Genomic DNA, 20847 nt, shown 5'->3' on the forward strand with positions numbered 1-20847 from the left:
AGGAGTTCTACAAAGTTGAAACTTCTTCTTCTCCTAATAACCAAGTGATGAATATATAGTCCATTTATTAGTTCACACCAAACACTAACTCTCTGAATAACTTTTTATATATCCTTGTCTTGTTCTTTAAAAATATTTTTGTACGATTGTACGATTTTTCTTGAGTTAATTATATCATCATTTAATGAAAAAACATTTAACCCTATGATGTTTTTCTTAGATTCATTTGTTAAGTCTCTTTTAAGAGCTTCGAAAGCAGATTTGAAGACATTTTCATTGAAATATCCAAATCCACTAAGTGCACTTGTGATAGAAATGTCAATAGGTAAATCGTTTATGTAATAAAGATTATTTTTAATACTTCAGTTTTCATCTAATAAAGACCTTAGATAAGCGTAGTAGAATTCCATAGTTTGCATTTCAATACTTGCTTCTATAATTGTACCATTGCGTACTTTAACTTTACTTTTATCATTTATTCCGAATTCAACATCTTCGAAATATTCTAACTTATATCTTGACATAACATTAAAAGTAGTTGGTGATATTATATCAATATAACCTTTTAATGACTCAATTAAGTCTATGTATGAAAAACTTCCTGCAACGAACTTATCTTTTCGTAAATGATCAAAGTTTATTGATGCGGATACAAAAAAGTCTTTGTTTTCTAATCAATTTTCAAGTTTTATTTCACGAATTGCTTGTGAGAGTGTCGACTTACTTTCAAAACTCCTCAAAGTTTCACCAACAATTGAAATATCAATTCCGTCCAAATTCATTTCTCTTATCAATTCTTTAAGAGATTTTTTTATATCTTTTTTTTGGTGTCACTTGAATAAAATTTTATCTGCTGAAGCTCCTCCAATAGATAAAATATATTTTTTCTTTTTATTTTTCTTGGTGCTTAAAAAAATGTAGTTATTGTCTTTTTCTCCATTTTCTGTTGATTTATTTCTCAATGTATATTGAAAATCAGTATCGTAATTATTAGAGATAACCTGTTCTTTTTCTTTATCGTAAACACCTGGAACAGAATAAGCCAACTTGATATATTTTACATTTTTATAATTCTCACAATCATCAACAGTTTCTAATAAAGGTGCTTCAACTCATTTATTAGATTCACTATCAGCATCCTTGTTTTCTTTTGTGACTCAATCATATCAATAAAATGATAAATTATTTTCTCTTTTTTCTATTAGCTTATTAGTTTTTTCATCCAAAACCCCCTTGTTGTTTGATTTGAAGAATATTTTTTGTGTTCCAGTAAGTATTCTTGATCTTGCAACCGCCTTAATATTTACTGAGTAGATAGAATTATTCAAAATGTCTACCGTATCAGATTCTTTTTTTATAGAGTTTTTATCAATAGTTATGTTTGAAAATAGTTCCAATTCTTTATCAGAATAATGACCATTTTTTAGATTTTTTCGGACAAAAGTTGTTATTAAGTTTTTTTCGTTAACTTCAATTATTGGTGTATCAGTCAAATTTCCATTAAAATTTAATGATGCAATGTTAGTTGTGGTCTTTTCAAAACAAGAAATTGTTAGTGAACTTGTTGAAACAACTAAACTTATTGTGCTAAAGATATTTAATATTCTTTTCATTTTTTTAACTCCTATTGACCTACTTATGTAACAATTTATATTTTAATGTCTTTTAAGACCATATCTGCGATGTTTTTTATTTCTGCCTTATCTTTAATTATAAAATGTTCGTTTCTTGATAAAAATTCATTAACTTCTTTGTTGAACGAATTTTGATTAGCATTGATTTTATTCAATGTATTTTCAATATCATTTTTAACATCATAAACAAATTCAATAGCTTTTGTAATTATTTTTTCAGCATTATAACGAGCAATATCGTAAACTTGCTTTGTCTTAAGAACTCCGCTATCGATATACTCTTGTTTTTTACGAAAAATCTCTATTTCTTCTTTTAGTTCCTTATTTTCTTTATAAAGTGCCTGAGCGTCCATTATAAATGACCTCCAAAGTTTCAATTTAACGATATTTCATTAGTTTTTTGAAACTTATCACTAAATTCTTTATTCATACCAACGATTATATTAAATAGTAAATCGAAAATAATCATTTCTCCTGGAACTGATGAGATTGATGGATATTTTATTTTATCAATATTCATTGTATGAGTTTCTAATAAATAAATATCATCGCAAGACATGGTACCTATATGGTTTTTAGTGGTTTCAATGTCAGTTGTTAATATCAAAATAGGTATTTCTTTGGTCATTGACCACTTAACAGCCTCAATAATTTCTTTCGTTCAACCTGTTCTCGTTACAAATACACAAAAATCTTCTTTACCAAAAAAAACTGCTCTTTGTGCAAAACTATGTATATTGCTTACTCTGATTGCATCAATATCTATTCTTGCTAAGTTAAGTACAAAAGAGTTGATAGATGTTTGCTCTTGTTCTATACCAAACACAATTACTCTTTTGGAATTATATATTCTAGAAGCTATTTCTTCTATATATTTATGATCGATTGCGTCTAATGTTTCATTTATTGTAAATAAAGCACTACCTCTCACATTATGAATAATTTGTTCAATCGTCTTATTATCTCATAATTTGTAATAATCACTTTGCATTCTTGATTTCTCATAAACAAACATTTGTGCTGCTTTAAAACTTTTGAAACCCAACTTTTGACAAACCCTTGTCATTGTACTCGGACTTACATTACTTGCTTTTGAGACATCTTGTATTGAATGACTACAGAAATAATCAGGGTTTTCGTTAATTTGCTTAACAATCGCTCCTTCTGTACTATTCAATTTACTCTCATCTAATTTAATTATTTTCATAATACCTCCATTACTTTTTCTTTTTGAAAGTTACTTTAGATCAATCCTTAGTATCTGAACGATACCCTATTTCTTCTAAGTGTTTTTTTCTTAGCGTCTTTAATTCTTCAAGACTTGCGCATCTTTTCAAGTCATTGATGTATTTTGTTGATAGTCTAAGGATTAAACTAACCCCAAATTTATCTTTTTTGTGTTTCTCAACCTTTATAATTATAACCATTATTAAAAGAATTGAAAATAGTAAAATGAACCCAAAAGTAGCAAGATAAGGTACTCAGAGGTTTTGTGTTAGTTTTCAATCAACAGCGAATTCACCAGCATTTTTAATGTCTGTAAAGACTAAATTGGTGGCTCCAACTCATCCTGCTTGCATAACATTCATCATATAACGCTGTGGAAATGCATAAAGGAAAGAATTCAACCAATCATACTTAGCTATAATATTGTAAGGATAGGCACAACCAAGCAAATAATAGGCTAAAATATACAAAAGTAAAGCTAAAATTAACGCCATACTTGATCTTTTGAAAAAAGTGTAAATACTATAGCTCATAAGAACCGATAATAATCATAGGAAGAAAGCTCCACTTATGAACATAGGTCAATTTACATGTTTAACTAATTCCATTTGTGTATCAAAGACTATTAATGTTGATGATAATAGTGCTATTGATACAATCACATTAATTGTTAATGAAGATAGAATATATGCAAATGGTTTTATTCACACATTAATTGGTGTGTAATCTATTCTTTTAGTAAATCCTGTTTCTTTATGGCTATTCAAACCACGATAAAAAGTATGTAGACCGTTTCTAATAATTAAACTACCAATTGCAGAAGATAATATAAAAGGGTCATTCTCTCTATAAAGAAGTCATATTCATAAAACAAAAAATATTATAACTATCCCCAATAATATGTTTAATGGTGAAACAAAAAAAGTCTTAAGAGATAATTTATAAAAATCAAAAAATACTTTAAAGTTATTTTTGAATTTGAATGTTTTATTAGATTCCTTCATTATTGTCACCCTTTTTCGAAGCTGAGTTTTTTTTCAACTTTCAATATTTTCTTGCTAGACTTTTTTGCTTATTTAATATGATAGTTTCATTTGATTTATTTATTTCATTACGAACTTTGATAATTTCTTTAAGATCATTTACAGAACTTGCTCTTTTTATCGTGTAAATTATTCCTAAATGTTTGTTTTTATTAATAAATCTTTTGTATTTTCTATTCTCAAACTCAAAAGACTTATTAAAAATGATAGTCACCAATATCAAGGAACCCATTATCAAAATAATCGATACTAAATAAGGGATCCAAGTATGCCCACCATATCCAAATCCTTGATCAAAGTCAGGATAGGACATATTTGATGAATTGATTCAACCAGCATCCATTATATTAAGTGCATATCTTTGTGGGAATATATAACTTATATAAATGATAAACTCGTTTTTTGCTAATAATTTGTATGGGATACCCAAACCAAGTAAAAATATTGCTCCATAATAATAAATATTACCAATAGCTAACGCTCATTCTGTTTTTTTGATTGTGAATGCTACTATAAAAGCAATCATGTTACACATAATTACAAGAAGTAAGTAACCACTTATGAACATTATCCAATTTACATCCTGTATGGACATTCTTTGATCTTTATACAACATTGCTATTGCTACAATTATTAAGGAAACAAGCAGATTTATAACGTGATTAAATATGATCAAACTGAAAAAGACAAAAGTTTTAGATACTCTTGTTGAGAATATTCTGTTAAAAAAGTTTTTAGCTTTGAATTCATTTAGTGTTCTAATGAAGTTGAATAAGCAATTTCTAATACAACTAACCCCTACTGCAGATGCTACTACAAAGGGGTCATATTTTATTGAGTTTGATCCAACCGAAGTGTCTTTAAAGGATAATCAAACTATCAAAGTTATGATTGTTATAATTCACCCTGAAAAAAGGTTGAATATATCTTTTCGATAGTTTTCCATTTGAAGTTTTCATAAGGTTTTAAATACTTCTCAATGCTTATTCATCATTAAACTCCTTTCTAAACACTAGTGTTTTTTTGCTCTAGATTTCGTAGTTGTTTTTTACTTCTTTCTTGTCTTTTTAAAATTTTAGCTTCAAACTTCATGATTTTAATCTCTTCTTGAATATATTTTTTCTTAAGAAGTCTTAGCTGAGTTAGTTCTTTCTTCGATAATTCGGCGGTAATTTCATTTCCATCTACTATAATTTTGTTAGTTTTAAAAACACCGTATAAGTCGTTTGATAAATATTTTGGAAAGAACTCTACTTTTTGTAAATAACGTTTTATTAATCTTCAATAATTATGTGTAGTTCCTACTTTTTTATATTGCTTTTTCAAGTCTTTGAATAATTTTATTAGTTTCTTGATTGCTATTTTAACATCGTCAATAGTAGATTTATTCAAACCCGTTGATGCTAATGTTATTATTTTTTGGTGAAGTTCTTGACTATTGAAATTAATATTTTTTATTTTATTAAAGATTTTATCATTTTGAACAGTTTCAATATTATCAAAACTATTTATGAATACATCATAAATCTCCGTTGCTTTTTCTAATTTTTTTTCATATTTTTTTAATATAGGTTTAAATACTGGGTCCGGTTTTAATTTCACTTCTTTTGATTCGATAGTTTTCATAACCTTTAAAGTATAGTCTTCAAATCTAGTGTTAGAATCTCAGTCATTAACATAATCATCTGACAGTATTAATCCTGATTCCATAACAATTATTCGATTACATAGGTAATCGAAAATTGAATTATCTGGTGAAATGACTACAAATGTGGCCTTGTGGTCCTCTTTATATTTTTTCAAGAAGCTCAAGACTTTTACCTTCATATCCATACCTATTGTATTTGAAACCTCATCAAGTATTACTAGTTCAGGTTTGTGAATGAAGGCAAGGAATAATGAAAATAATTGCAATCACGACTTATTACAAGAGTTTAAGTAATTATCTCATCTATCTTGTATATTAAAAACACTTGAGAGTTCATCCAATCAAGCTTCATCTTCCATATTGTATATAGATTTATATAAATTAACGATTTCTTTAACTTTGAATCCATCTGGTCAAATGGTATCCCTAAACTGAAAACCCACTGAAGATAAAACGTCACCACGATTAAAATTATATTCTAAAATACCACCTGTCTGCCTGATTTGATTAGCTATCAATCTTCCTAAAACAGTCTTTCCAGATTGATTAGGACCAATTATACCAATCCCATCTCCCTTATATATTTTTAGGTTTATTTTTTTAATTGCTCATACTTTTCTATCAAAAATTTTCGAGATGTTTTCCAATTCAACAAGAACTTCTTTTTCCTTTTGCATATATTTAACCTCTTTTTTATACTTTACCTTTAATAAATTCCTTTACTAACGATAAATATTCTTCTGTATTATATATCAATGATCTTATATGAGAACCTTTTTCAAAAATTTTAATTTTATCTTTGGTATCTAAAATCTTTCTTAAATTATATATCTTTTTTGTGTCTTCGCAATTAGTAATTGTATCTTCTTTTGAGTGGATGAACAAAATAGGAAAACTTTTGTCACAATTCACAATCATCTTTGACAAATTATGTTTCATTACATCAACGCCGTAATCTTGTTGATAAACTTGTATCGCTTCATTTACAACATCTTTTAAATAGTTTGATATAAGTGGTGTGATATTTAAGAATAACTTATTAAAAATTTCACGAACACCAAAATATGGTGAGTCAGTGATTCCAAACTTGATTTTATTTTTTTCCAATCAAAGTCTTTTCGTAATGCAAAAGCATTAACTGTAAATGCCCCCATACTAAAACCAACAAGTCCAATTGATTTTGGTTTAAATGTAGCGTTAACATATTTGATAACTTGCATTAAATCTTCAACTTCGTTAGTTCCAAGAGTTACTAAACCTTTTTCAGATTGTCCATGATTACGGAAGTCAAAAGCTAAAATGTTAAACCCCAAGTCATTTAAATATCAAGTTGATAGTGCGCTAGATTCTTTTGATGAAGAATAACCGTGAACTGCTATTATTCATTTTTTAGATTTTTTTGGACTCAGATGATAGATTGCACTTAATGTAACATCTCCTCCAATACTAACTTGTTTTCAACCATTTGTGTCTAGACAAATTATTCTTCTATCTACCTTCTCGGTTATCAGAGACTCGTTATATAAATGTAAAACACTTTTAAAGCCACCTTGGTTGTAAATACTTTCATTAGCTTTTGTGTTATTTAGATACTTTATTAATTTCTTTGCCAGTAATTTGTTGGTCATCTTGTACTCCTTTATATAAATATATTACAAAAAAAATCTACAATTAAGTAGATTTTTTAAACTAACAACTAGTTTGTGTTTTTCAATGAGGACCAGTTCTACATTTTGTTCAATCTTTGTCAATGATTGCTAATTTTTCAGAATACTCCTCTATAATTTTTGTAGATTGTTCTCTTGTTAATAACTTTTTATTCAATTTTGCACCATAGTGCTTGAACTGACTTGTTCCAAATGCTTCATAAGATCTAGAGTAAGGTTCAGTATAGTCCACCACATATGTCTTTGGCATTGCTCTTGTATAAAGTGGAAGAACATTGAAGTTTTCATATAACATACTATACTCTTCATTTGCAAACTCTTTATATCTTTTTGTTATATCAGTTTGTTCAAGATCAGTCTTTTCATAATCAGTTGAATATTTATATCAGCTATTAAATAAATCTTTTGTTTCACTTGTAATTAACTTTTTATCTACGTAATATTTTCCCTCAAACACTTCATCATCTGTTGCTGATGCTTTTGATTTGAATAATCTTTTATTTCCATTATAAGCGGTATATGAACCACCAAGTGTTAATGTTTCTAAAAATGTTGATGGGTCTTTAAAATCAGGAGATCAACCAGAAACAAACATATCAAAGTTACCCTTTGATGCTTCTGTTCGATATTCATCTGTTGAAGTAGGAACAAAAGTTTCAATTTTTATTGGGTTATTTGGAATTGCATTAAATGTTTTAACCATAAAGTTAACATATGGATTTAATGATGTACTTGTTGAAGGATTTAAAATAAATCTTAAAACGACTTTACCATTTTTTCTTTCAAGTTTTTCTTTATCAATAAATTCATTAATACTTTCAATTAATTGAGACTGACTTTTACCCACTAAAGCTTCTGATTTGTTTAAATATGCATCATTACCATCTTTCAAAGTTCAGCTTTTTGAAGCTAAGTTGTTTTGTATAGTTGATTTTTGGTCGTATATATCTGAAATATATTCTGTGTAATCTTTATTAGACTCACTTGGGTTTTTCGCAACATCAAATCCTGTATATGTATTTCTAAGCATTTTAGAAATCTGAGAATCATCAATTGTTTTTGAAAATGCTCTTACAAATTTACTTCTTTCAATTGATGTAGATAAGAATGCTCTAACATCTTTTGACTGTAATAATTTTGATGCAGAAAGTGCTTGTGAGTTTCCTTTATTTAAAGCAGAGTTAAAGAAATTATAGAATAGTAGAAATGTTCCTGGACTATCTGCTGATTTTGTATAATAAGCTCCATCAAATTTAGGGTTATCATAATCCTTACCGATGTAATCATTTCATCCTTTTAAATCATCTGCAGACAAATTAAATCCAGTAATTGAACCAGACTCAAATAATGTTCTAGTTCTAGATGAAGAACCAGCTTCTAAATAGCTATACTCAAGTCTTTTTATGTTTAGATTTTCTTTAAGGTGATAATTTGGGTTAGCTACTAAAACAATCTTTCCATTTGGGTTCACTACTTCAGGGATATAAGCACCATTAAAATATGCTTCCTTATAATCTGTAATCATACCTTTATATGGATCATAAATTGGTGAGAATACTGAGTAGTTCAATAAACTTTCGAAATAAGGAGATGGTTTAGTAAGTATAAAAGTTAGTAAACCTTTTTCGTCGTTGGCCTGTATTCCGAAATCATCTTTATGATTTTCAAAAACTTTATCTATCAACTGACTTGACGAACCACTTGATTGTTGCTTGTCTAGATTTTTGATCTCATCGTAAATTGTATCAGCGCCTTTGATGAATGATAATCAAAGTGTAGAAACATCAGAACCATTATTTTCGACTAAAGCATATTTAGCTGCTTTTATAACATCAGAAGGTTTAACTTTATCTACCTTCTCACCTTTGCTATTTGTTCAAAAAATATTATCTCTAAACTTATATGTTCATTTCTTAGAATTATCATCTGAGATACCTACTGTACCTGTTGAACCATTATTTTCACCATACTCACTTTCAACTAATGCACCATACATTCTTCCGTAAGGATCTGATGAAATTAGTGTATCATTTGTATCTGATAAAAATCGTCCGTCTTCCGCTTGCATAGTATGAGCTGTGTTTCAACTTGTAACGTTGAATTGATAAATTCCTTTATAAGTTTCATTGTCTATTTCTCTATTCATTAGTGATGATAGAGATAATCCACATGAGACAACTGAAGAGGTAATTAATGACCCACCCATTGCCACACTAGATAAACTTAGGAATTTTTTAAATAGTTTATTCATTTTTAGCTCCTTTCTCGATTTTTAAGATTGCTTTTTATTTTTCTAATTTCTCTTGAATTTGCTCAGACAAAGTGCCCTGGTAAAATTTCTTTAAAATATGGTAGCTCAAATATGTAATCGAAGTGTTCTTTTTCTGGTTCATATAATTGAAGTTTTGTTTCTTTTGCTAATTCTGGTTCAGGAATTGGAATTGCAGATAACAAAGCTTTTGTATAAGGATGTAAAGGATTACTAAACAACTCTTCTGCAGGTGCAAGTTCAACAATTTGACCATGATAAATAACAGCAATTCTATCTGCAATATACCTTACAACTGATAAATCGTGAGCAACAAATATAAATGTCAAATCTAATAGTTCTTGGAATTTTTTAAATAAGTTTAATACCTGTGCTCTAATTGAAACGTCTAAAGCTGATATTGGTTCATCTGCAACTATCAATTGAGGTCTCATAGCTAAACTTCTTGCAATACCAACACGTTGTCTTTGACCACCAGAGAATTCATGAGGATATCTTGATAAATGTTCTGGTAGTAAACCAACAGATTTAACAAGATTTAGTATGATATGTTTTTTAACCATTGAGTGAGTTACTTGTTCCATTGTTAATTGATCATGAGGATTTTGTTCGTTATGCTCTTTCAAAAATCTTTCTCTAGCTTCGTCACCTTTGTAAAGTTCTGGGAAGTTTTCCATTCCTTCTGCAATAATTTCTTCAATTGCCATTCTATCATTTAATGATGAACCAGGATCTTGGAAAATCATTTGTATATTTCTTCTATTTTTTCTTTTTTCTTTTCTTGTTTGACCAGCAAACAAGAAAGAGTTTTTAACAAATTCATCAATAGAAGGTAATTCTAAGAACTCAGTTAACTCTATAAATGAATCAACTTCTTCTTCAGAGTATGGATTTTGAATGTCTTTCCATTTGTAGAAATTCTCTATCAACTCTTTGTCTTTAACAATATTTTTTTGAATTATTTTTTTTATTTGTTCAAGTTCTTTAGATAAATCCTTAAGTTCTTTTTTTGATAATGTTGCATTGTTGTCAATTAGGTTTTTTAGATTTCTTTCAAAGTCTGTATTCTTTAATTTATTACCTAGTGAGACTATACGCTCATCAATTGGGTGACCTTCACTCAATAAACTTAAAATTTTCTTAGAAGCATTGGTATTGAAATTTTTGTTTGACCAAAAATCTTGAATGTAGTAAGACAATTTTTTAAAGTTTTCATCCGATTCATCAATACCTTGGTTTTTTAAAATATTTAATTGATTTACACATTCTTTTCAGAATTCGTCTCTTTTTATATAAATAAGTTTATTGTAGTAGTTGATGAAAGATTCTCTCTTACTTTTTGGTGCTGATAATGCGTATGATTGATATTGCATATCAGAGACTCACTTAATTTTTTTCAAGTAGTCTTTGTGATTTTCAACAAGTGTGTTTCATTGTTTAAATATTGCTGTGAAAAACACTTCAATATCTTTATTTTTGTTGGCAATGAACTTACCTCTTAAATTTAAAATCTCTTCAATGCAGTTATATACATTAGTTGCAAATTCCTTTAAGTCCAAAACTGCTTCTTTAGTTTCTATGATTTTAGATAATACAGATTTCTCAAGTTTTTTTGAGATTTCAGGTATGTATGCGTTCAAGTTTGTAGTGAACTTAATCATTCTGTCTTGGTTTTTAATTATTCTATTGATGTCTTTTAAGTTATTTAATGAAATATCTTTAACATATTTTATCTTGCTATCTTTAAGCTTACTTTTTAGCTCTTTAATATCTAATAATTTATTTTGGTCTTTGTAAAAATAATAAATATCTTTTAATGCTTCCAATGTTCTATCAAGTTCTTTTGAAGTCATATCAGCCTTAATTAACATACTATTAATTTTTTTTGCAATATCTTTGTTTAAAGTGTATAAACTTGTTGGTTTACCCCCTACAATGGTGTCATTCATATAAATTGCACCATCTTTAATTGGTTGAACACCAACTATAGCTCTACCAATTGTTGTTTTTCCAGAGCCAGACTCACCAACTATACCAAATATTTCTCCTTTATGAATATCAAAACTTGCTTCCTTTACGGCTTTGAATTTCTTTCCTTTAGTGCGAAACTCAATTACAAGGTCTCTAATACTTAAAAGTATGTTTTCTGTATTTGTTGACATAATGTTAACCTACCTTTTCGGCCTCTCTAATTGTTTCTTTCAAGTTATTAAGAATAGCTGGTTTTTCAACTTTTGGTGACCTTGGATCTAATAATCAAGTCTTAGCAAAATGAGTTTCGCTAATTTTGAACATTGGAGGTTCCTTGATATAGTCAAGTTCTAATGCAAATTTATTTCTTGGTGCGAAAGCATCTCCTTTAATTTCATTAAATAATGATGGAGGTGTACCTTCAATTGAATAAAGTTCATCACCTTTTTTACCTAATTGTGGTAATGAAGATAAAAGAGCTCAAGTATATGGGTGTTTTGCATTTTCAAAGATATCATTCACTGTTCCAATTTCAATAATTTGACCTGCATACATAACCGCAATTCTATCCGCGATTTTAGCAACAACACCTAAGTCATGAGTAATAAATATTACAGTAAACTTATATTCATCTTGTAGACTTTTAATCAAGTCTAGAATTTGTGCTTGTATGGTTACGTCAAGCGCTGTTGTTGGTTCATCACAAATCAAAACTCTTGGTCTTGAAGCTAAGGCGATGGCAATAACAACTCTTTGTCTCATACCACCTGAATATCTTCCAGGAATATCTTTAAAACGTTTTTCAGGATCAGTTATACCAACTTTTCTTAATAATTCTATAGCTTCTACTTTAGCTTCTTTTCTACCCATACCTAATTGTTTTCTTAATACTTCGGTAATTTGGAAACCAACAGGTAAAAGTGGGTTTAATGAAGTCATAGGATCTTGGAAAACAGTAGAAATTGTTTTACCTCTAAGTTGTCTAACTTCTTTTGAAGCTTTTATTTTATTTACTAAGTCCGAGTTTTTAACTCGTTTTCAATCGACTAAGATATTGTAAAAATGATCTGTATCCAATACCTTGTTATTAATGATAGAATGACACAATGTTTCTAACTCAACTTCAAAACGCTTTAAATGTTTTTTAAGTGAGAAATATTTTATAACAAAACTTTTTTCTTCCTCAGTTCATTCGTTATTTGTGTCAATAAATCTTTCAATCAATAAAATGATTTTAGATATTTTATTTTTACATAACATATCTATTGGTTTGATTTTATTGATATCGATTTCATAGCGAATAATATCATCGAAGTAACTATTTACAATAGAATCACGAACTTCGTCGTTTTCTATTATTTCTAATTTTTCTGATATTAATTTAATTTTTGCTTCAACATTATTTATTTTTTTGTTTCGTAAATTAGATTTATTAAAATCGACATCTTTTGATAATTCGTGTAAATAATCTTGCTTGTTTTTTAATAACTCATTGTATTTTGTTTTATTATTATTTTTGATTTCAATAATTTTGTTTATTTCTTCTTCGTTATTAAATAAGCCTGCCTTCAAACTTGCAATTTTTTCTTCATAAATTTTTTGCAAAGTTTCATTAGTTTCATTTGATAACTTTTTTTCTAATCTATAAACTTCTAAAAAATCTTTTTCTGCTTTTTTAGAAAAAAACAATGGATTAAGCTTATAAATACTTCTAATTTTTTTTAATATTTTTTTAATATTTTGTTTATTAGTTTTAACCACAACTTTAATCAAGTCTTTAGAAATTAATGGACTTTGTAAGTTAACTAAGTCTAATGGTTCTTTAAAATAAACTTTTGTATCATCGACTGACTCTTTATTTGGCCTATAAACTATAGAACCATTACTAATTCACCCGTTAGATTCAAGCATTCCAGTAAAAGTTTTCGTGATGACAGATTTTCCAGAACCAGACTCCCCAACTATCGCTAGGATTTCTTTATCAAAAATATCTAAATTTACATTTCTTATTGCTGTTAAAAATCTTCCTCTAACTTGGAATTTTACTTCCATATTTCTAACAGACAATATTCTTTTTTCTTTATTCATGATTTGGTTTCCTATCTATGTGTTTTTGGATCCAATGAATCTGCAAATACTTTTCCTACTAAAAAGAACAACAATGAAATTCCCCCAACAAAAAATACTGGTATTAATAGTAAGTGTGGGTATATTTCTCAATCAGAACCAAGAAGTAGTTCATTCAAAATAGAACCTAAAGATGCAGAGTCTAATGTATTTGTTACAAATCCAAAGTTGTAGTAAGCAAGTAATGAATCAATTGCTATAGCAGTTGGTATAGCAAATGATGCTGTTTGAATAACGATTGGTAATATTTTTGGCATAATATTTTTTCTAATTATTTTTGAACTTGGAGTTCCTAAAACTTTTGAAGCAATATTATATTCTGTATTTTTAACCAACATAATTTGTACTCTAATAATACTTGAAAGGGCAATTCAACTTGTTAGAGAGATAGCGAATATCAGTATCGGTAATGTTGTGACACCACCAAATAGGAAAATTACTATCAATCACATTATCAATGAAGGAATTAAGCTCAAAAATCTAGTAATCTCGATAAACAATATGTCTAATCTTGTATAGAAACCTCAGATTGCACCAATCAGTATTCCTAAAAATATTTGAATAGATGCAACAATTAAAGTAAAGATTAAGGTTGTTCTTGTTCCTATTCACATTTTAGTTCATAAATCTTCACCAAATTTACCCAAACCAAATGGGTGATCTCATGATGGATTTTCGATATCGATACCTGGAGTTACTACTGGAACAGGGTCAGAACCAATACCAATAGTTGAAGCAAGTAAAATTATTGTAATTAATAATAATGTTGATATGATAAATGTTTTTGATTTAGCTATTCTTGTAAAAACTGACTTTCAATAGCTATATGGTTTATTAGTAATTCTTTCAGCTTCTTCGACCCTACTACCAACAACTCTAAAAAGAGAGTTATCAATAGAAGACATTTCTTCAGCTGTATATTGTTTTTGATTCATAAAATGACTCTCCTTTATTTTGTAAGTTTTATTCTTGGGTCTAATACCGCTAATAATAAGTCTCCTACTAAGCTTGAAAATACACCAGCAGCTGCAGAAACATATATATAACCTAGCACTACAAATGTATCTTTGTTAGAGACACCGTTAAGAATGAATTTACTCATTCCATCAATTGACCAAGTTCTTTCAACAAGTATACTTGATCCAAACAGGGTGATAACAAATACCTCTGGCATTGTTTTAATAAGTCTTATCCCCGCATTTCTAAAAATGTGAACATAAAACACATACTTTTCACTCAGACCTTTTGATAATGCAAATTTTGCATAATCAGTTGTCATCTCATCTATAACAAATCTTCTTGTTTGAACAGCTATCATTGGCATAATTAATAACATTACCCCAATTACTGGTCAAATTTTTGTGAAAGTGGATGATCCATCATAAGTACCATTAGCACCAAACAGATATATAGACATTTTATATAGTAGTGAAATAACTACCAAAGCAGGTATTGCACTTATAACTAAACTCGTACCATTTATAGCACTATCAGCAGGCTTGTCTTTATTCTTTGCAGCTATAATTCCTAACGGAACACCTAATAAATAAGATAGTAAGACAGCAGTTCCTCCGACAGTAAATGAAACTGGAATAGATTTTGCAAAAGCACTTTGAACCAATGAAAGAACTTGTCCTCCACTAGCTTTGTTCATAAATACTCCTAAATAAAATCACATTCTTGTTAGTTCACCACCAACTTCACCTGTAACTCCATCAACAACCGGATTTAGAATTATGTCTTTTGGAATAAAAGGGGTAATGTTTCTTAAATAAATAAACATTTGCTCTAACATTGGTCCCGCAACACCAAAGGCCTTCATCCTATTATTCAATAATGTATTATATCTTTCATCACCGTATTGAATTCCTAGCTTTTCTAAATTTACATCTGATAAATAAGCTGCATCTGTAGTTACAATTCTTAGCATTATAAATACAAATGCAATTGCTAAATAAAGTGTAAAAAATGCGTAAATAATTCTTTTCAGTGAGTAACCAAGAAGTGGCGCTTTTTGAATGAACTCTTCTATTGAGCCAGTTGATTTATTGAAAATATATTTTATTTTTCCAAAATAACTTCTTTTTGAAGAACTAATCTCATTCTTCAAAGAAGTAACTTCAACTAATTGCTCAAGTGTGAGGTCACCAACATCAGGGTTTTTGTTTTCTCTTTTCATGATAATTAATTTATCCTTTCTATTTTATTTTTATTTCTAATATTAGCCATTTGTTTATGTTAATTATGAGAGATAAAAATAAAATCTTTTTTGAGTTTTTTTGATGAGAAGTAAATCTCATAATTTGAGTAAGCAAGTAAAATATTTAGTTTTAGCTCATTAATTAATGTGTCTTATAAAAAAACTTTAGTTTTAGTTTCTAACTTACTTAGATAAATAGTTTGATAAATAGTTTTTTTAATAAATATCATCAATTAAATTTTAAACTAATGTTTAAGGATAATTTATAAAAATACAAAAGTATTACTTAGTTAATTTATCTCTTAAATAAAAACTTTTAAATTTACTATTATGCTAGTTTGATAGATTACTGATATTAAGTATTATTCATAAAAAAAGAGTGTTTCCTTTTATAAAATATTTTGACAAACTGCCAAATCAACATTTATAAAATAAAACACTTTTTCTCATTTATTAAAAAATTAAAATACTTATCAGTATGGTAATTTAAAATAGTTTTCCAAATTTTATAAATATCCGATTCGGTTAGTCAAATTCTTTTCGTTTCAAATGTACGCACCATTTTTAACGTAAGAATTGCATTTAAAAAACATATTTTTAAATGACAATGTAGGAATAGCAAAAAAGGCAATCATTTTATTAACTTTGCGGGTATTTAATAAACATGACATTTTTTTGTCCTCCATCGCCTAATAAAATACTAGCAAAAGAAAATGCAAAAAGCAAGCATCTTAAAAGCCCATTAATAGGGGGTTTATGTTATCTAATTATTAAGAAACACCTAATTACCCCCTTTTTATCGTAACTAAATAGTATACATAAAATCTCTTAAAAAAATAAAAAACAACCAAATAACTATATGGTTATCAGAATGTTCTGTATAACTATTAGTATTTATGGTTGTATAGTTGTTAAATTATCATTCTTTTTTCAAGAAAGTTGGATATTCGCCATCTTCATCATCAGAAGTATCTTCAATTTTCTGAGCAACTGGTTGAACTTGAGGTTGAACATGAGCTTCTTTTCAATTTTCAACTCTTCCAGCAATGTTATTTGAATCATCTTGTTGGAAATAAGACGGTCTTTTATCAGCGTTACTAATAAAAGACGTTCTTTGTTCGTAAGCTGTTTCTAAACGAGGTTCTTCAATCACTTTTTCAGAAGCCTTTGTTGGCTCAACTTTTTGATTATAAGTATTATCAACTTTTATATTTGGTTGAACATAGTCTTCATCAAAACCAGTGGCAATGATAGTAACAATCAATTCATCTCCAAGATGCTCATTAATTGCCAAACCAAAAATGAAGTTAACGTCCTCACCGCTTGCTTGTTGAACAATATCAACTGCATCATAAGCATCGTTTAAAGTAACTTCTGTTCCACCAGTTACGTTAATTATGGCATCTTTAGCTCCACGTATTGAAGTTTCAAGGAGAGATGAAGTTATTGCTTTGTTAGCCGCTTCGATAGCTTTGTCTGGCCCAGAACCAATACCTATACCAAATAAAGCATTACCTTTACCGCGCATAACTGTTCTTACGTCAGCAAAATCGAGGTTAATAACAGCAGGAACCGCAATTAGATCTGTAATAGTTTGTACTCCTTGTTTTAAAATGTTGTCAGCTTCTCTGAATGAGTCTTTTACTGGAATTCCACCAATAATTTCAAGTAAGCGATCATTTGAGATAATAATTATTGAGTCCACATATTTTCTAAGTTCACTTACACCTTGTACAGCATATGAATTTCTCATTCTTCCTTCAAAACGGAAAGGCTTTGTAACTATTGCGATAACCAAAGCTCCAGTTTCCATAGCTATTCTAGCAATCTCAGGAGCAGCACCAGTTCCAGTACCTCCACCCATTCCAGCGGCAATAAAAATTAAATCTGCACCCGACAAAACTTCTTTTATTTCAGTTTCTGATTCAATAGCTGCTTGTTTTCCAGTTTCTGGATTAGCACCTGCTCCAAGCCCTTTTGATGTTTGTTTACCAAGTATTAACTTAGTTGGTGCTGAACTTGCTGCTAACACTTGTGAGTCTGTATTTGCAACGATAAACTCAACACCTTGAAGATTTTCTTCAACCATGCGGTTTACGGCATTACAACCTCCTCCACCAACACCAATAACTTTAATTTTGGCAACTTGATTAAAATCTAAATTTACAGACATATTATTCTCTCCTATTTTATCTATCTCTTTGCGTATTTATAATACCATTTTGAGGTCCGATATTACTATCGTTTCTTAAACTTTGGGGATTGTTATTTTGATTATTATACACCTGATTAGGTATTTGATTTGGATAATAAATTTGACTATTTCAATTATTTATTCCATGCGGAAATTGTTGATATTCAAAACCTTCGTTCGGTGGAATGTTGACTTGTGGTCCAATTATGTGTTGATTAAATCCAAATGGTGGTTGACCCATTGGATAATTGATTGGTCTCTCAATTGTGTTTGTGCTTGTCTTAAATACAGTTTTGTGCTTATTTTTAATATGATTGTACAAAATGGCTCCACATAAAGCAGTTGCTCATATTTCGCTAGCACCCGTTACAACAGAGAAGTAAATTAAAGACTTTGTTTTATATTTACTTTCCAATAAAATCTTTTCAAAACCAGAGACTTCGGTTATTTTACCTGTATGATAAATTTTAAAGTTTGGTGGTATGTTTTCAAATTCTTTTTCAATTTGTTTATCGATTATTTTTATAATTCCTTTGAAATCATACATTAACATATCCTTAATTTCTGAAGATGTTAGTTCATGAGTAATTTTTTTATCATTTAAATATTTTCTATATATAGGAACACTTTTTTGATTTTGTGTTGCAAAATCCGTAAGTTTAAAAAGGTATTTCTCAGCAACATCATACTTAGAATACATCTTATTAGCTAATGATTCTACAATTGAATTAACCCCCGAATTAATAGTAATTACTTTTACAAGTGTTTCCTTACCAAAAAAACCAAGATCAATTTGATTAATATCCCAGTTAACTAAAACAAAGTTTTCTCTAAAATTCTCGTTCTGGGCACATTGTAATGCCAATGCGTAAAGACGATTGTTTTTGTTCAAGATAGTTTTGTTACATTTCTCAATAATCTTATTATGACTCTCATAAACCTCTTTGGCAATTGTGTAAACTTTTGCTTTCATTGTAACAGAATTAGCCATTACACCAATCGGTGGTTCGCTCTTTGAAATGGTATTATTGATTGTAAAAGAATATGGCCTAATATTAAATACTATGTTTTTTTCATCGAAGTTAACTTTTTTGGCAAGTGAATGAAGTTCTTCGATTTCTTTCTCACCAAATATTTTAGGATGTTTTTCAAGAAAAACAACTGGAGAAGCTTGTTTGATATTTAATGTTTTTGTCGGATAGACCACCGCTATACTCTCGAGTTTTTCTTTAAAAGTTATTTCATATCTATTTATTGCTCTATTAACACGATGATATACTGCATTAATATCAACAACTTCATCTCGGTCATTTAATCAATTACCTTTAACTTTATCTTTAAAAATCACTTTAAGTTCTCTGTTATCACGGTATTTACCAACAATAAAACGGATTTCTTTTTTAGTAATTTCTAAAGCTGCATAAACTTCTTCAAACATAATTAACTCACTTTCTTTATAGACCACAACTTAGCACTTCGCGACCTTCTATTATTTTCTAATTCCACATCACTTGGAACAATTGGTTTTTTAATAACTAACTCAAAATCTTTATTCTTCAGATCAACTTGTATTGGTAATTTAGCAATAAACTTATCACTTGAATGCACGGTATTTGCTTTAAAAATATCTTTAATAATTTTTTCCTCTAAAGAATGAAAGGTAATAACTACCAATCTTCCATTTTTATTTAGTAATTCTAGTGAGTGGCTTAAAGATTTTTTTAAAACTTCAAGTTCATTGTTAACAAATATTCTTAATGCTTGAAAAACCTTCTTTGCTGGATGTTTTTTCTTTTTCAAGATTTTTTGAGGTAAAGATTTTTTAATGACATCAACAAGTTCGAATGTTGTCTCTAGTGATTTTTTCTCACGGTATTTAATTATGTTTCTTGCTATTTGAAATGAAAAACTTTCTTCACCGTATTTAAAAAAAACATCTGCAAGTTCTCTTTCAGAATAATTATTTATGACAAATTTAGCAGTAAGTTGATTATTTATTTTATCCATTCTCATATCTAATTCAGCATCAAATCGATAACTAAATCCTCTATCACCAACATCAAACTGTGGTGATGAGACACCTAAATCAAATAAAATACCGTCAACTTTTTCAACACCTTCTAATGCAAGTAAAACTTTTATATTTTCAAAATTTCCTTGCATAATGGTGAAATTATTTGCAATTTCTTTTAGTACACTTTCACTTTCCTTGATAGCTTCAATATCTTGATCAATCGCAAATAAATGACCTTTTTTTATTTTTTTTAATATTTCAGCACTATGTCCTGCACGCCCTAATGTGCAATCGACATAAATACCATCTTCTTTGATATTTAATAATTCTAATGATTCTTTTAATAATACAGATGTATGTTTTTGCATCTTTATTTTGCTCCGCCCAATTGTTCTGCTGCTTCATATATCTCTAGTTCATCAGTTTCCTCAATCATTTTTTCATATACAAACTTATCTCAAATTTCAACTCTATCTCCTAGCCCTAAGATATAAACTTGTTTTGAGATATTAACTTTATCCAATAAATTTGTTGGGATTTTTATTCTTCCTGCATTGTCGATGCTAATTTCATCTGAATTAGATAAAATTAAACGTTCTATTTTACGAGTTGAAGAATTAAAACTACTTTTTTGCCCTAAATCAGAAAGTAGCTTTTTAAAATTCTCTGGGGTTCTCACTTCTAGACAATTCTCTATGCCTTTTGACACAAATATTAAGTCACCTAACTTATTTCTAAGTTTTGATGGTATTGTTAACCTCAACTTATCGTCAAGATTATGCTCAAAAGTACCTAGAAGCATACATTTTCCCCCACTTTCTCCCACACACTAATTATTATATACCACTTCTTT

17 protein-coding genes are annotated in these 20847 nt (G+C 28.7%); all 17 read right to left on the bottom strand.

Translation table 4 applies throughout. The annotated features are described in order from the left end of the window. Positions 1-104 precede the first annotated feature (104 nt). A complete protein-coding gene (locus AAHM92_RS03830; RefSeq protein WP_500222106.1) occupies positions 105-1613 on the bottom strand; it encodes a lipoprotein in 1509 nt (502 codons plus the stop codon). Between the two features lie 35 nt (positions 1614-1648). Next, a complete protein-coding gene (locus AAHM92_RS03835) occupies positions 1649-1987 on the bottom strand; it encodes a hypothetical protein (RefSeq protein WP_500222108.1) in 339 nt (112 codons plus the stop codon). After that, a complete protein-coding gene (locus AAHM92_RS03840; protein ID WP_500222110.1) occupies positions 1987-2841 on the bottom strand; it encodes a MurR/RpiR family transcriptional regulator in 855 nt (284 codons plus the stop codon). The genes AAHM92_RS03835 and AAHM92_RS03840 overlap by 1 nt, the downstream gene beginning before the upstream one ends. 10 nt (positions 2842-2851) lie before the next feature. Next, complete coding sequence (locus tag AAHM92_RS03845; protein ID WP_500222111.1) at positions 2852-3865, bottom strand: hypothetical protein; 1014 nt, start codon at positions 3863-3865, stop codon at positions 2852-2854. Continuing rightward, complete coding sequence (locus tag AAHM92_RS03850) at positions 3852-4895, bottom strand: ABC transporter permease (protein ID WP_500222113.1); 1044 nt, start codon at positions 4893-4895, stop codon at positions 3852-3854. Before AAHM92_RS03850 ends, AAHM92_RS03845 begins: the two co-directional genes overlap by 14 nt. Before the next feature lie 14 nt (positions 4896-4909). Further along, positions 4910-6229 (bottom strand): ATP-binding cassette domain-containing protein, encoded by a 1320-nt coding sequence (locus tag AAHM92_RS03855; protein ID WP_500222115.1) that lies wholly within the window; start codon positions 6227-6229, stop codon positions 4910-4912. 16 nt (positions 6230-6245) lie between these two features. After that, positions 6246-6659 carry a hypothetical protein gene (locus tag AAHM92_RS03860; protein WP_500222117.1) on the bottom strand — a complete coding sequence of 138 codons (414 nt, stop codon included), beginning with the start codon at positions 6657-6659 and terminating at the stop codon, positions 6246-6248. Next, entirely contained in the window at positions 6578-7180 is a 603-nt protein-coding gene (locus AAHM92_RS03865; protein ID WP_500222118.1) for an alpha/beta hydrolase family protein, read from the bottom strand. Before AAHM92_RS03865 ends, AAHM92_RS03860 begins: the two co-directional genes overlap by 82 nt. A 61-nt stretch (positions 7181-7241) precedes the next feature. Continuing rightward, positions 7242-9470, bottom strand: a complete 2229-nt coding sequence (locus AAHM92_RS03870; RefSeq protein WP_500222120.1) for an ABC transporter substrate-binding protein — start codon at positions 9468-9470, stop codon at positions 7242-7244. Positions 9471-9472: 2 nt separating this feature from the next. Further along, a complete protein-coding gene (gene oppF, locus AAHM92_RS03875; protein ID WP_500222121.1) occupies positions 9473-11650 on the bottom strand; it encodes an oligopeptide ABC transporter ATP-binding protein OppF in 2178 nt (725 codons plus the stop codon). Positions 11651-11654: 4 nt separating this feature from the next. Beyond that, a complete protein-coding gene (oppD, locus tag AAHM92_RS03880; protein WP_500222123.1) occupies positions 11655-13547 on the bottom strand; it encodes an oligopeptide ABC transporter ATP-binding protein OppD in 1893 nt (630 codons plus the stop codon). An 11-nt stretch (positions 13548-13558) separates the two neighbouring features. Further along, positions 13559-14521: an oligopeptide ABC transporter permease OppC gene (gene oppC, locus AAHM92_RS03885; protein ID WP_500222125.1), complete on the bottom strand. Its 963-nt coding sequence runs from the start codon at positions 14519-14521 to the stop codon at positions 13559-13561. A gap of 14 nt (positions 14522-14535) precedes the next feature. Beyond that, positions 14536-15765 carry an oligopeptide ABC transporter permease OppB gene (oppB, locus tag AAHM92_RS03890; protein ID WP_500222126.1) on the bottom strand — a complete coding sequence of 410 codons (1230 nt, stop codon included), beginning with the start codon at positions 15763-15765 and terminating at the stop codon, positions 14536-14538. A gap of 937 nt (positions 15766-16702) precedes the next feature. Further along, entirely contained in the window at positions 16703-17959 is a 1257-nt protein-coding gene (gene ftsZ, locus AAHM92_RS03895; RefSeq protein ID WP_500222128.1) for a cell division protein FtsZ, read from the bottom strand. A 16-nt stretch (positions 17960-17975) separates the two neighbouring features. Beyond that, positions 17976-19445, bottom strand: coding sequence for a hypothetical protein (locus tag AAHM92_RS03900; RefSeq protein ID WP_500222130.1), 1470 nt, complete (start codon positions 19443-19445; stop codon positions 17976-17978). After that, on the bottom strand, positions 19421-20362 hold the full coding sequence (gene rsmH / locus AAHM92_RS03905; RefSeq protein ID WP_500222131.1) for a 16S rRNA (cytosine(1402)-N(4))-methyltransferase RsmH: 942 nt from the start codon (positions 20360-20362) through the stop codon (positions 19421-19423). Before rsmH ends, AAHM92_RS03900 begins: the two co-directional genes overlap by 25 nt. Positions 20363-20364: 2 nt before the next feature. Further along, a complete protein-coding gene (mraZ, locus tag AAHM92_RS03910) occupies positions 20365-20820 on the bottom strand; it encodes a division/cell wall cluster transcriptional repressor MraZ (RefSeq protein ID WP_166484607.1) in 456 nt (151 codons plus the stop codon). Positions 20821-20847: the final 27 nt, after the last annotated feature.

It is taken from the genome of Spiroplasma endosymbiont of Melanargia galathea (assembly GCF_964031075.1).
In the GTDB taxonomy this organism is placed as follows: Bacteria; Bacillota_I; Bacilli_A; order Mycoplasmatales; family Mycoplasmataceae; genus Spiroplasma_A; species Spiroplasma_A apis.